The sequence below is a fragment of the Stenotrophomonas sp. SPM genome (assembly GCF_003105135.1).
Lineage (GTDB): Bacteria > Pseudomonadota > Gammaproteobacteria > Xanthomonadales > Xanthomonadaceae > Stenotrophomonas.
On the sequence record NZ_QETL01000108.1, the window covers coordinates 1 to 12,514 of the forward strand.

Annotated in this window: 12 protein-coding genes and 2 pseudogenes; 10 read left to right on the forward strand and 4 right to left on the reverse strand. The window is 67.2% G+C overall.

The genetic code is table 11. The features are described from left to right. Positions 1-94 precede the first annotated feature (94 nt). From DCO49_RS16980 to parE, 3 genes and pseudogenes are all read right to left on the reverse strand, one after another. A pseudogene (locus DCO49_RS16980) lies at positions 95-1,465 on the reverse strand (S10 family peptidase); the annotation flags it as partial. Positions 1,466-1,700: 235 nt separating this feature from the next. Beyond that, positions 1,701-2,279 (reverse strand): GNAT family protein, encoded by a 579-nt coding sequence (locus DCO49_RS16985; RefSeq protein ID WP_116865009.1) that lies wholly within the window; start codon positions 2,277-2,279, stop codon positions 1,701-1,703. Between the two features lie 150 nt (positions 2,280-2,429). After that, entirely contained in the window at positions 2,430-4,319 is a 1,890-nt protein-coding gene (gene parE / locus DCO49_RS16990) for a DNA topoisomerase IV subunit B (protein ID WP_079221427.1), read from the reverse strand. 158 nt (positions 4,320-4,477) lie between these two features. Here parE and DCO49_RS16995 point away from each other — a divergent pair, with 158 nt between their 5' ends. From DCO49_RS16995 to truD, 10 genes are all read left to right on the forward strand, one after another. Then, positions 4,478-4,714, forward strand: coding sequence for a hypothetical protein (locus tag DCO49_RS16995; protein ID WP_116865010.1), 237 nt, complete (start codon positions 4,478-4,480; stop codon positions 4,712-4,714). A 398-nt stretch (positions 4,715-5,112) separates the two neighbouring features. Continuing rightward, positions 5,113-6,777: a CTP synthase gene (locus DCO49_RS17000; RefSeq protein ID WP_079221429.1), complete on the forward strand. Its 1,665-nt coding sequence runs from the start codon at positions 5,113-5,115 to the stop codon at positions 6,775-6,777. Positions 6,778-6,865: 88 nt separating this feature from the next. Next, entirely contained in the window at positions 6,866-7,696 is an 831-nt protein-coding gene (kdsA, locus tag DCO49_RS17005; RefSeq protein WP_116865011.1) for a 3-deoxy-8-phosphooctulonate synthase, read from the forward strand. Further along, positions 7,693-8,037: a hypothetical protein gene (locus DCO49_RS17010; RefSeq protein WP_116865012.1), complete on the forward strand. Its 345-nt coding sequence runs from the start codon at positions 7,693-7,695 to the stop codon at positions 8,035-8,037. Before kdsA ends, DCO49_RS17010 begins: the two co-directional genes overlap by 4 nt. Continuing rightward, positions 8,037-8,423: a hypothetical protein gene (locus DCO49_RS17015; protein WP_116865013.1), complete on the forward strand. Its 387-nt coding sequence runs from the start codon at positions 8,037-8,039 to the stop codon at positions 8,421-8,423. The genes DCO49_RS17010 and DCO49_RS17015 overlap by 1 nt, the downstream gene beginning before the upstream one ends. 58 nt (positions 8,424-8,481) lie before the next feature. Beyond that, positions 8,482-9,774, forward strand: a complete 1,293-nt coding sequence (gene eno / locus DCO49_RS17020) for a phosphopyruvate hydratase (protein ID WP_116865014.1) — start codon at positions 8,482-8,484, stop codon at positions 9,772-9,774. Positions 9,775-9,778: 4 nt separating this feature from the next. Beyond that, on the forward strand, positions 9,779-10,129 hold the full coding sequence (ftsB, locus tag DCO49_RS17025) for a cell division protein FtsB (protein ID WP_079221434.1): 351 nt from the start codon (positions 9,779-9,781) through the stop codon (positions 10,127-10,129). Next, positions 10,126-10,824 (forward strand): 2-C-methyl-D-erythritol 4-phosphate cytidylyltransferase, encoded by a 699-nt coding sequence (ispD, locus tag DCO49_RS17030; protein ID WP_116865015.1) that lies wholly within the window; start codon positions 10,126-10,128, stop codon positions 10,822-10,824. The genes ftsB and ispD overlap by 4 nt, the downstream gene beginning before the upstream one ends. Positions 10,825-10,858: 34 nt before the next feature. Then, on the forward strand, positions 10,859-11,356 hold the full coding sequence (gene ispF / locus DCO49_RS17035) for a 2-C-methyl-D-erythritol 2,4-cyclodiphosphate synthase (protein ID WP_079221436.1): 498 nt from the start codon (positions 10,859-10,861) through the stop codon (positions 11,354-11,356). Further along, on the forward strand, positions 11,353-12,384 hold the full coding sequence (gene truD / locus DCO49_RS17040) for a tRNA pseudouridine(13) synthase TruD (protein ID WP_116865016.1): 1,032 nt from the start codon (positions 11,353-11,355) through the stop codon (positions 12,382-12,384). The genes ispF and truD overlap by 4 nt, the downstream gene beginning before the upstream one ends. A gap of 26 nt (positions 12,385-12,410) precedes the next feature. Here truD and DCO49_RS17045 read toward each other — a convergent pair. Continuing rightward, positions 12,411-12,514: pseudogene (locus tag DCO49_RS17045) on the reverse strand (IS481 family transposase); the annotation flags it as partial.

Below are 12,514 nucleotides of genomic sequence, written 5' to 3' on the forward strand. Positions count from 1 at the left end.
ACCCCGGCCCGCCAACCCACGGAAACCCGGCTTTTGACGTTGGACGTTGCCGTTGCCGTCAGCGGGTGCCGGGCCGCAGGCCCGGCCGAACCCCTCAATTACGCTGGAACAGCGCCTTCACGTCATTCCGGAACGCCGCCTGGCTGTCCGCCCGGCTGTAGAACATATGCCCACCCGGATAGCTGCGCACCTGCACCCGGTCCGGGTTGCTGCCCATCGTCGGCATCTGGTCCACCGTCAGGATCGACCCCATGAACGGGCACGACAGGTCGTTCCAACCATGCACGATCAGCACCTGCAGGTGCGGGTCGATCGCCACCGCCTGGCGCAGCTGGGTCACCGCCCCCTGGCGCAGCTCGCCACCGCGGTCCCACAGCCGGTTCACGTCGTAGTTCAGCGCCTGGTAGCGCGCATCGACCTTCCATCCGACCACGCGGGTCACGAAGTCGACCATTGCCGTGGTCGTCGGCGCGATGATGCTGTCCAGCAGCGGATCGTTGGCGCGCTGTTCCGGATCGTTCGGGAACGGATCGAACGCGGTCACGTTGGAATCGTAGCGGCTGCCCAGCGTGCCCTTGTCGCGGAACACCTCGCGCAGATAGGCCTGGGTTTCCAGGCGGCCACCGGCGCGGCGCACGAACTGCGGGTCCAGCCCGGTCAGCTCGGTCACCCGGCGCAGCATCGCCTCGGTCGCCTGCGGATCGCTGCGGCCCTTCATCAGCGCGGTGGCGTAGTCACCACGGGTGTATTCGACCACTTCGCGCATCGCCGCATCGGTCAGCTTGCCCTGCCGCTCCAGGTGCGCCGCCGCGATCGACGGCAGCGTCTGCATCCACGCCATCGGTGAGACGTCGGCGTTGTCTTCCAGGGTCGGGCTCAGGTACGGCGACACCAGCACCAGGCCGTTCATTGCCACGCCCAGGCGCGTCTGCAGGTAGTGGGTGATGCGCGGGCCGCGGTAGCCGCCGTAGCTCTCGCCGGTCAGGTACTTGCGCGCGCCCATGCGCTGGTTGCGCAGCAGCCAGTCGTAGATCGAGCGCGACAGGTACTCGATGTCGGCGCTGGGGTTGTACAGCTGCTTCTTCGCCTCGTCATCGCCGATGCGCGCGCGGCTGAAGCCGGTGCCGACCGGATCGATGAACACCAGGTCGGTGAAGTCCAGCCAGGTGCCGGGGTTGTCGTGCAGGGTGGCCGGTGCCGAGGCGCTGTCACCTTCCGAACCGAAAGTGACCACCTTGGGCCCGATCGCGCCCATGTTGAGGTAGACCGACGATGCGCCGGGGCCGCCATTGAGGGCGAAGGTCACCGGCCGGTCCTTGCCGGGCATGGTGTAGGCGGTGAACACCACATCGGCGATCACCTTGCCCTTGTCATCGCGCACCGGCAGGGTGCCGACCGTGGCGGTGTAGTCGAGGGTGCGGCCGGCCAGGCGGATGCTCTGGCGGACGGAGGCATCTGCCGGCAGCGCGGGCGCTTCTGTCGGGTCGTCCTTGGCGTCGGACTTGGTTTCGGCGGCCGACGCAGTGACGACGCAGGCGGGGGCAACGAGCAGGCCGACGCAGAGCGTGGCGATGTGCAGCAGGGACTTCATGGCACCAGGACGGTAGCGGAAGAGGGCCCTGATGCTAGGCCGCTGCCGCGCGTGCCGGATGTGTCCAAAGGCATGGCCGCGGCGGATGGCGGGTTGCAGCCAGATTCGGTCAAGCGGGCAGGGCGCTGCGGTCGCTGTCGTCGGCCAGCAGGCCGTACACCGCCGAATCGGACAGTTCGCCCTGGATGCGCCAGCGCTGCCGCAGCACGCCTTCCAGGTGGAAGCCGAGGCGGTCGAGCACCTGCGCGGACGGGCGGTTGCGCGGGTCGATCTCCGCTTCCACCCGGTGCAGGCCCAGTGTGTCGAATAGATAGGCCAGCAGCTGCTGCAGCGCCTCGTGCATGTAGCCCTGGCCCTGCTTGCCCGGGGCCAGCAGGTAGCCGATCTCGGCGCGGGCCGCGTCGCGGTCCAGGGCGAACACCACGCAGATGCCCAGCAGCGGGCCGTCCAGGGATTCGCGCACCGCCAGCTTGAGCTGGGTGCCGGTGGTGTGCGCGGCGAGGTCGTCGTCGATCTGCGCGCGGGCCTCGGTCGGCCGCGTCCACACCCGATGGTTCCAGAAGCGCATCACCTCCGGGTCGGACTGAAGGGCGAACAGGTCGGCCGCATCATCGCGGCGGATCGGGCTCAGGACCAGGCGCGCGCTGTGCAGCGGCAATCCCGGGAACAGAAGCGAGTGGCTGGCCAATACGAGGGTCCACGCAGAGAGACGCGCATTATGGCGCTGGGTTTGCCGATGGGGGTGTGATGTCTGTAGAGCCGAGCCGATGCTCGGCTGCCAGGACCGGCGCGAAATGCAGCCGAGCGTGGGCTCGGCTCTACAGAAGGGCTGCGAGCGTCAGGCTTCGAGCGAAGCCAGGTCGCCCTTGCTCTCCAGCCAGCCCTTGCGATCAGATGCACGCTTCTTGGCCAGCAGCATGTCCATCAACGAACGGGTCTGTTCGCCATCATCCACCGTCAGCTGCACCAGGCGGCGCGTATCGGGGTGGATGGTCGATTCGCGCAGCTGCGGCGGATTCATTTCGCCCAGGCCCTTGAAGCGGGTGACGTTGACCGCGCCCTTGATCTTCTCGCGTTCGATCTTGTCCAGGATCGAGCGCTTCTCTTCCTCGTCCAGGGCGTAGAACACCTGCTTGCCCACGTCGACACGGAACAGCGGCGGCATCGCCACGAACACATGGCCGGCATCGACCAGCGCCGGGAAGTGCTTGAGGAACAGCGCGGTCAGCAGGGTGGCGATGTGCAGGCCGTCCGAGTCGGCGTCGGCGAGGATGACGACCTTGCCGTAACGCAGGCCGGCGATGTCTTCCTTGCCCGGGTCGCAGCCGATGGCCACGGCCAGGTTGTGCACTTCTTCCGAGGCCAGCACGCTGTTGGACGACACTTCCCAGGTGTTGAGGATCTTGCCGCGCAGCGGCAGGATCGCCTGGAAGTCCTTGTCGCGCGCCTGCTTGGCGCTGCCGCCTGCCGAGTCACCTTCCACCAGGAACAGCTCGGTGCGCGACAGGTCCTGGCTGATGCAGTCGGCCAGCTTGCCGGGCAGGGCCGGGCCCTGGGTGACCTTCTTGCGGACGACCAGCTTCTCGGTCTTCAGGCGCGCACTGGCGCGCTCGATGGCGATCTGCGCGATCTTCTCGCCCAGCTCCACGTTCTGGTTCAGCAGCAGGCTGAAGGCATCGTGGGCGGCGCCTTCGACGAAACCGGCGGCCTGGCGCGAGGACAGGCGTTCCTTGGTCTGGCCACTGAACTGCGGGTCGGTCATCTTCAGCGACAGCACAAACGACACGCGGTCCCACACGTCTTCCGGGGCCAGCTTGACGCCGCGCGGCAGCAGGTTGCGGAAGTCGCAAAACTCCCGCAGCGCTTCGGTCAGGCCGGTACGCAGGCCGTTGGCGTGGGTGCCGTGCTGGGCGGTGGGAATCAGGTTGACGTAGCTTTCCTGCACCAGCTCGCCTTCCGGCAGCCAGGCCACGGCCCAGTCAACGATCTCCGTGTCCTTCTTCAGATTGCCGACGAAAAGATCGGCCGGCAGCGATTCGCGATCGCCCAGCTCCATCTTCAGATAGTCGCGCAGGCCGTCTTCGTAGTACCAGGTGTCGACTTCGCCGGTGGCTTCGTCGGTCAGCTTCACGGTCAGGCCCGGGCACAGCACGGCCTTGGCGCGCAGCAGGTGCTTGAGCGCACGCACGGCGAACTTGGGCGTATCGAAGTACTTCGGGTCCGGCCAGAAGCGCAGGCGGGTACCGGTGTTCTTCTTGCCGACCGTGCCGACCACTTCCAGCGGCGAGGCGCGGTCGCCATCGCGGAAGGTGATGCGATGCTCGGCACCGTCGCGCTTGATGTGGATTTCCACCAGCGTGGACAGCGCGTTGACCACGCTGACGCCCACGCCGTGCAGGCCGCCGGAGAAGGTGTAGTTGTTGTTGTTGAACTTGCCGCCCGCATGCAGGCGGGTCAGGATCAGCTCGACGCCCGGGATCTTTTCTTCCGGATGGATGTCCACCGGCATGCCGCGACCGTCATCGCTGACCTCCACGCTGCCGTCCTTGTACAGGGTGATCTCGATCGAGCGGGCGTGGCCGGCGAGGGCCTCGTCCACCGAGTTGTCGATCACTTCCTGCGCCAGGTGGTTCGGGCGCGCGGTGTCGGTGTACATGCCAGGACGGCGCTTGACCGGGTCAAGGCCGGACAGGACTTCAATATCGGCGGCGTTATAGCGTGCGTTCATCTATCTTCAAAGCGCGGAGCGACGCGCAAGTGTGCGGCGTGGACGGGAATTTTGCACGCCTGCGGTTCAGCCTCGGCGCCGGGGAGGGGGTAAAATGACAGTCGCTGGAATCTGAACGCCGGCGCCCCCATGTACAAGCCATACGCGAGGAGGACTCCATGAAGAAGTTGCTGACCATTGCGATCCTGGCCGCTGCCGCCGTTGCAGTACCGCTGGTGATGGCGCAGAACGCAGGCCCGTCGGCCCCGCAGCAGGGTGACCAGGCGGACAAGACTGCGCAGTCCGAGGCGGATGCCAAGGCCAAGCGGCGCGCCCAGGCCAATGCCGAAATGAAGGCCAAGGGCCAGCCGGTCCCGCAGCAGGAAGAAGAGGAAGAGGCGCGGAAGAAGAAGTAAGGCGTCCGCCGCCGAGGCTTCTGCCGCAAGGCTCTGGCCCCTGAACGCCCCGCACTGCGGGGCGTTTTCTTTTAGTGGTGACGCCATCTGCCCCTTGGGTTGGCGGCCATCTATCTGTAAACTATGGCTTTCCGGGAGTAGTGCGTGTCCACCATTTGCGAATGGGCTGGACCGGCCATGCGTGGCCTCCAGCAATGTGGGTCGCAGGTGACGGTCGAATTGACCGGCACGGCCGCCCCGACCTCGCACGATGGTCCCCGTCCGGCGCCTGCCGCCGACCGGTCCCGCGCCTCCCTCGCTGCCCCAGCGAACCGGAAAACCCCCTTTCTGCTCCACGCCCGCCCCTCGGGCAGGCGTGGCGCTGCCGTTTTCCATTTCCAGACAGGATGCTTGCAGCCATGACTCCCTTGATTTTCGTAACCGGCGGCGTGGTGTCCTCGCTCGGCAAAGGTATTGCCGCTGCGTCACTGGCCGCCATCCTCGAAGCGCGTGGCCTGAAGGTCACGATGATGAAGCTCGACCCGTACATCAACGTCGACCCGGGCACCATGAGCCCGTTCCAGCACGGTGAGGTCTACGTCACCGATGACGGCGCCGAGACCGACCTCGACCTGGGCCACTACGAGCGCTTCGTGCGTACCCGCCTGAGCCGCAAGAACTCGGTCACCACCGGCCGCATCTACGAGAACGTCATCCGCAAGGAGCGCCGCGGCGACTATCTGGGCGCGACCGTGCAGGTCATCCCGCACATCACCGATGAAATCCGCCGCTGCATCGACGAGGCCACCGAAGGCTACGACGTGGCCCTGGTCGAGATCGGCGGCACCGTCGGTGACATCGAGTCGCTGCCGTTCCTGGAAGCGATCCGCCAGGTGCGCACCGAGCGCGGCCCGGAGAAGGCGCTGTTCATGCACCTCACCCTGGTGCCGTACATAGGCGCCGCCGGTGAGCTGAAGACCAAGCCGACCCAGCACTCGGTAAAGGAGCTGCGGTCGATCGGCATCCAGCCGGACGTGCTGCTGTGCCGTTCCGAGCAGGCCGTGCCGGATTCGGAGCGCCGCAAGATCGCCCAGTTCACCAACGTCTCCGAGCGCGCCGTCATCAGCGTGCCCGACGTGGACGTGCTGTACCGCATTCCGTCGGGCCTGCACGCACAGGGCCTGGACGAGATCGTGGTCAACCAGCTGAAGCTGGCCGACAAGGTCGGCCCGGTCGACCTGTCGATGTGGGAGGACGCGGTCGACGCGACCCTGCATCCGCTGGATGAAGTGACCATCGCCGTGGTCGGCAAGTACGTCGACCATCAGGACGCCTACAAGTCGGTCGGCGAAGCCCTCAAGCACGGCGGCCTGCGCCAGCGCACCAAGGTCAACCTGAAGTGGCTGGAAGCGCAGGACCTGGAAGGCACCGACATGGCCGCGCTGGCCGATGTCGACGGCATCCTGGTGCCGGGCGGCTTCGGTGACCGTGGTTTCGAGGGGAAGGTGCTGACTTCGCAGTTCGCCCGCCAGAACAGCGTGCCGTACTTCGGCATCTGCTACGGCATGCAGGCGGCCGTGGTCGACTACGCGCGCCACGTGCTGGGCCTGGAAAACGCCAACAGCACCGAGAACGATCGCCAGTCGCCGGACCCGGTGATCGGCCTGATCACCGAATGGCGCACCGCCACCGGCGATGTCGAGAAGCGCGACGACAAGAGTGACCTCGGCGGCACCATGCGCCTGGGCCTGCAGGAACAGCGCCTGAAGCCAGGCACGCTGGCTCGCGAGCTGTATGGCAAGGACGTGGTCTCCGAGCGTCACCGCCATCGCTACGAGTTCAACAACCGCTACCGCACCCAGCTGGAAGATGCCGGCTTGGTGATCTCCGGCAAGTCGATGGACGACACCCTGGTGGAAGTGGTCGAGCTGCCGCGTGACGCGCACCCGTGGTTCCTGGCCTGCCAGGCGCATCCGGAATTCCTGTCCACGCCGCGCGATGGCCACCCGCTGTTCATCGGTTTCATCCGTGCCGCGCGTGAGCGCAAGGCTGGCGGCGCACTGCTGGCCGAAGCCCGCGCCTGACTTGTGAAGGGGGGCTTCGGCCCCCATCCTGCATGCTTCAACCCCAGCACGCCGGTCCTGCCGGCGTAGCGGACAACAAGGAAACGCCATGAAACTGTGTGGATTCGAGGTCGGGCTGGACCAGCCCCTGTTCCTGATCGCCGGCCCCTGCGTGATCGAGTCGATGCAGCTGCAGCTCGATACCGCCGGCAAGCTGAAGGAGATCACCGATCGCCTCGGCGTCAACTTCATCTTCAAGTCGAGCTTCGACAAGGCCAACCGTACCTCGGGCACCGCCTTCCGCGGCCCGGGCATGGAAGAGGGCCTGAAAGTGCTGGCCGAAGTGAAGAAGCAGATCGGCGTGCCGGTGCTGACCGACGTGCACGAATACACCCCGATGGACGAAGTGGCCTCGGTGGTGGACGTGCTGCAGACCCCGGCGTTCCTGGTCCGCCAGACCGATTTCATCCGCAAGGTGTGCGGGGCCGGCAAGCCGGTCAACATCAAGAAGGGCCAGTTCCTGGCGCCGTGGGACATGAAGCCGGTCGTCGAGAAGGCCAAGTCCACCGGCAACGAGCAGATCATGGTCTGCGAGCGTGGCGCCAGCTTCGGCTACAACAATCTGGTCAGCGACATGCGTTCGCTGGCGGTGATGCGTGACACCGGCTGCCCGGTGGTGTTCGATGCCACCCATTCGGTGCAGCTGCCGGGCGGGCAGGGCACCAGTTCCGGTGGCCAGCGCGAACACGTGCCGGTGCTGGCACGCGCGGCGGTGGCAGTGGGCATCTCCGGCCTGTTCGCCGAGACCCATCCGGATCCGTCCAAGGCACTGTCCGATGGCCCCAACGCGTGGCCGCTGGACCAGATGGAAGCACTGCTCGAGACCCTGATGGAGCTCGACGCGGTGACCAAGAAGCACGGTTTCTCGCGCTTCGCGTGAGTCTCGACCCGTGGGCGGCGCTGGAAGCCCAGCGTCGCCGGCGCTCCTGGCGGCAGTGGCCGTGGGGGCTCATCGCGCTCGGCATGGCGTTGCTGTCGCTGTCCGGTGCCTTCTTCATCTTCATGCTGGTGGGCGCAGCCATGCGTCCGCCCGGTGATGGCGCGGACGTCGATCTGAAGCCCTATGTGATCGTGCTGGCGCTCGCCGAACTGGTCACGGTCAGCGCGGGTGTCATCGCATCGGTGCTGGCCTGGCGCTTGAACCGCGGCAAGGTCACCGCTGCGCTGGCACTGGTTCTGCTGTCGCTGTGGGTCGGCACGCTGTTGCACGACCTGTTCTGATGAATACGGGCGAAGCGCGCCCCGGTGGCTGGCCCTGGGGGCTGATCGCGCTGTTGCTGGCGCTGCTCGCCTGGGCTGGGCTGTTCGGTGCCGGGCTGGCATTCGCCGCCAGCATGGGCTCGCCCGGTGATGGCAATCATGGCATGCAGGCCATGCAGTACTGGATTCTGGCCGCTCTTCTTGTGCTCGGCGGTTCCCTGATCGGTTCAGTCGCTGCCGCCGTGCTGGCCTGGCGTCGGCGGCGCGGACCGGTCTGCGCGACCGTCGCAATGGTGCTGCTGACACTGCTGGTCTCGCTGCTGCTGATCGTGGCGGGGGCCACCCAGGGGCCAGCGCTGGCCGCTGCCGAACACACCATTTGGCAAGCGGCGGGCAGCCGGGGATAATCACGCGGCATTTCACATTTGTCGCATTCCCTCTTCCAGACAGGTAACCGGTCCGCTCATGAGTACGATCCGCAGCATCCACGCCCGTGAAATCCTCGACAGCCGTGGCAACCCCACGCTGGAAGCCGAAGTCATCCTGGAGGACGGTTCGTTCGGTCGCGCCGCGGTTCCCTCCGGCGCCTCGACCGGCACCAAGGAAGCGGTCGAGCTGCGTGACGGCGACAAGACCCGTTACCTGGGCAAGGGCGTGCGCAAGGCCGTCGAGAACGTCAACGGCGCCATTGCCAACGCACTGAAGGGCTTCGAAGCCGTCGACCAGGCTGGCCTGGATCGTCGCCTGATCGATCTGGACGGCACCGAGAACAAGGGCCGCCTGGGCGCCAATGCGCTGCTGGCCGTGTCGATGGCTGCCGCACATGCCGCCGCTGCTTCCAGCAAGCAGGCCCTGTGGCAGTACCTGGCCGCCAAGACCGGTGCGGCCCCGTCGCTGCCGGTGCCGATGATGAACATCATCAACGGCGGCGCCCACGCCGACAACAACGTCGACTTCCAGGAATTCATGGTGCTGCCGGTGGGCTTCACCTCGTTCTCCGAAGCCCTGCGCGCCGGCACCGAAATCTTCCATTCGCTGAAGTCCGTGCTGAAGAGCCACGGCCTGAGCACCGCCGTGGGCGACGAAGGCGGCTTCGCGCCGGACTTCCGCAGCAACGTCGAAGCGCTGGACACCATCCTCGAAGCCATCGGCAAGGCCGGCTATACCGCCGGTGAAGACGTGCTGCTGGGCCTGGACGTGGCCTCCAGCGAGTTCTTCGAGAACGGCAAGTACAACCTGGTGGGCGAGAACAAGCGCCTGACCTCCGAGCAGTTCGTCGACTTCCTGGCCGACTGGGCCGCGCAGTACCCGATCATCACGATCGAAGACGGCCTGGCCGAGAACGACTGGGCCGGCTGGAAGCTGCTGACCGACCGCATCGGCAAGAAGGTGCAGCTGGTGGGCGACGATCTGTTCGTCACCAACCCGAAGATCTTCCAGGAAGGCATCGACTCGGGCACCGCCAACGCGATCCTGATCAAGGTCAACCAGATCGGCACCCTGAGCGAAACCCTGGAAGCGATCGCCATGGCCGATCGTGCCGGCTACGCCGCCGTGGTCTCGCACCGTTCGGGCGAAACCGAAGACACCACCATCGCCGACATCTCGGTAGCCACCACCGCCACCCAGATCAAGACCGGCTCGCTGTGCCGCAGCGATCGCGTGGCCAAGTACAACCAGCTGCTGCGCATCGAGGAAGCCCTCGGCGCCAGCGCGCGTTACGCCGGTCGTGACGCGTTCGTGTCGCTGAAGCGCTGAGCCCATGCGCGACTGGCGCTGGCTGCTGTTGCTGCTGGCCCTGCTGCTGGCATGGCTGCAGTACCGTTTCTGGTTCGGCCCGGGCAATTCGGGTGAAGTGATGATGCTCGAAGCCCAGGTCGCCAACCAAGAGCGGGACAATGAAGGTCTGCAGCAGCGCAACGATGCGCTGGCTGCTGAAGTGAAGGACCTCAAGGAAGGCCAGGCCGCCATCGAAGAACGCGCGCGCAGCGAGCTGGGCATGATCAAGCCCGGTGAGAAGTTCTACCGCGTGGTGGAGGATGCGCCGGTTCGCCCGGCGCAGGCTGCACCGGTTGCCGCGCAGGTCGGCGACCACCCGGCGGACGTGCCATGAGCGCGGCCATCTGGGCGGTCGTCCCGGCTGCCGGGCGCGGCACCCGTTTCGGCGCGCCGCTGCCCAAGCAGTACCTGCAGGCGGGCGGGCAGATCCTGCTCGCCCACACCCTGGATGCGCTGCTGGCGCACCCGGCGGTGGCCGGGGCGATGGTGGTCATCGGCAAGGACGATGCGGATTGGCCGGGCTGGACCGAGTGGTCCGGCAAGCCGGTGCTGACCTGCATCGGTGGTGCGACCCGCGCCGGCTCGGTGCTGGCCGGTCTGCAGGCGCTGCCGGACAGCGTGCGTGCCGACGAGTTCGTGCTGGTGCACGATGCCGCGCGGCCCAACCTGTCGCTGGCTGACCTCGGTCGCCTGCTGGAAGTGGGGCGTGCCGACCCGGTCGGCGCGATCCTTGCCGCGCCCGTGCGCGACACCCTCAAGCGTGCCGGCGACGATGGCGGCATCGATGGCACCGAGCCGCGCGAGCGTCTGTGGCGCGCGCTGACGCCGCAGCTGTTCCGTCGCCACCAGCTCATCCGCGCGCTGGCCGCTGCGGCCGCCAGCGGTGTCGACGTCACCGACGATGCCATGGCCATGGAGCGCCAGGGCCAGCGTCCGCTGCTGGTGGAAGGCAGCGAGGACAATTTCAAGGTCACCACGCCGGCCGACCTCGACCGTTTCGAATTCGTACTTTCCCGCCGCGCCGGCTGATCGCCCGCGCGGCCCTGCTGCAAGGGTTGCATCCATGAGCACTGCTCCGTTCCCGCCCGTCCGCATCGGCCAGGGCTACGACGTCCATGCCTTCGGTGAAGGCGACCACATCATGCTCGGCGGCATCCGCGTGGCGCACAGCTGCGGCGTGCTGGCCCACAGCGATGGCGACGTCATCCTGCACGCGCTGTGCGATGCCATGCTCGGTGCCATCGCGCTGGGCGACATCGGCCAGCACTTCCCGCCCAGCGACGACCGCTGGAAGGGCGCCGACAGCAGTGATTTCGTCCGCCATTGCGACAGCCTGCTGCGCGAACGCGGCTGGCGCGTCGGCAACACCGACATCACCGTCATCTGCGAGCGGCCCAAGGTCGGCCCGCATGCGCTGGCCATGCGCGAGCGCATCGGCGGCCTGCTGCAGCTGCCGCTGGACGCGGTCAGCGTCAAGGCCACCACCTCGGAGAAGCTCGGCTTCACCGGCCGTGGCGAGGGCATCGCCGCGCAGGCCGTGGTCCTGCTGGTGGCGGCATGATTCCGTTGCCGCTTGCCTTTGGCGCGCCGCTGCTGAGCGCGCGCATCCGCACCACGCCGGAGGATTTCCAGGTCGACGAACTGCCGGCCTTCGAAGCCACCGGTGAAGGCGAGCACCTGCTGCTGCACATCCGCAAGCGCGGCGCCAATACGGTGCACGTGGCCAAGGTGCTGGCGAAGTGGGCCGGCCTGCCGGAAATGGGCGTCAGCTACGCCGGCATGAAGGACCGCAATGCGGTCACCACCCAGCGTTTCAGCGTGCACCTGCCCAAGCGCATCGCCCCGGACCTGGCCACGCTGGCCAGTGACGAGATCGAAGTGCTCGAGGCCACCTGGCATAACCGCAAGCTGCAGCGCGGTGCGCTGGCCGGCAACCGCTTCAAGCTGGTGCTGCGCGATGTGCAGGGCAATGCCGCGGCCATCGATGAACGCCTGCAGCAGATCGCCACGCGCGGCCTGCCGAACTGGTTCGGTGAGCAGCGTTTCGGTCGCGACGGTGGCAACGTGCCGGCGGCGCTGGCGATGTTCGGTGGCCGACGCATGCGCCAGGATCAGCGTTCGCTGCTGCTGTCGGCTGCGCGCTCGGCGCTGTTCAACCGCGTGCTGGCCGCGCGCGTGGAGCAGGGCAGCTGGGACCAGCCGCTGGACGGCGAGGTGTGGATGCTTGATGGCAGCCGCAGCGTGTTCGGCCCAGAGCCGTACACCGATGCGCTGGCCGAGCGCTTGGCCCGCTTCGACATCCACCCCAGCGCGCCGCTGTGGGGCGAGGGCGAGCTGCGCAGTACCGACGCCGCCCGCGCGCTGGAACTGTCCGCGCTGGACGATGAGGAATCGCAGGCGCTGCGTACCGGCCTGGAGGGCGCGCGCCTGAAGCAGGAACGCCGCGCGCTGCGCCTGCGTCCGGCCCTGCTGCAGCAGCAGTGGCTGGCGGCTGACGTGCTGGAGCTGTCGTTCGCCCTGCCGCCGGGCAGCTACGCCACGGCCGTGCTGCACGAGCTCGGCCCCGTCGAAGACGCCTCGCAGGCCTGACGGGCGGGTGGGGTGGGGGTCGACTGTTAGTTGTGTAAACCCACTACGTTGTTCAGCGGCACTCTGGAGATAGGTGGCTGGCCGCCGATCCCCATATGGGGACGGTGCCAGTTGTAGTGGTGCAGCCATT

Bases quoted from the DNA above. Each gene is read 5' to 3' on its own strand.
- DCO49_RS17015 (WP_116865013.1), top strand. From the start codon at position 8,037: ATGAATACGGGCGAAGCGCGCCCCGGTGGCTGGCCCTGGGGGCTGATC.
- truD (WP_116865016.1), top strand. From the start codon at position 11,353: ATGATTCCGTTGCCGCTTGCCTTTGGCGCGCCGCTGCTGAGCGCGCGC.
- kdsA (WP_116865011.1), top strand. From the start codon at position 6,866: ATGAAACTGTGTGGATTCGAGGTCGGGCTGGACCAGCCCCTGTTCCTG.
- ispF (WP_079221436.1), top strand. From the start codon at position 10,859: ATGAGCACTGCTCCGTTCCCGCCCGTCCGCATCGGCCAGGGCTACGAC.
- eno (WP_116865014.1), top strand. From the start codon at position 8,482: ATGAGTACGATCCGCAGCATCCACGCCCGTGAAATCCTCGACAGCCGT.
- ftsB (WP_079221434.1), top strand. From the start codon at position 9,779: ATGCGCGACTGGCGCTGGCTGCTGTTGCTGCTGGCCCTGCTGCTGGCA.
- DCO49_RS17000 (WP_079221429.1), top strand. From the start codon at position 5,113: ATGACTCCCTTGATTTTCGTAACCGGCGGCGTGGTGTCCTCGCTCGGC.
- DCO49_RS16995 (WP_116865010.1), top strand. From the start codon at position 4,478: ATGAAGAAGTTGCTGACCATTGCGATCCTGGCCGCTGCCGCCGTTGCA.
- parE (WP_079221427.1), bottom strand. From the start codon at position 4,319: ATGAACGCACGCTATAACGCCGCCGATATTGAAGTCCTGTCCGGCCTT.
- ispD (WP_116865015.1), top strand. From the start codon at position 10,126: ATGAGCGCGGCCATCTGGGCGGTCGTCCCGGCTGCCGGGCGCGGCACC.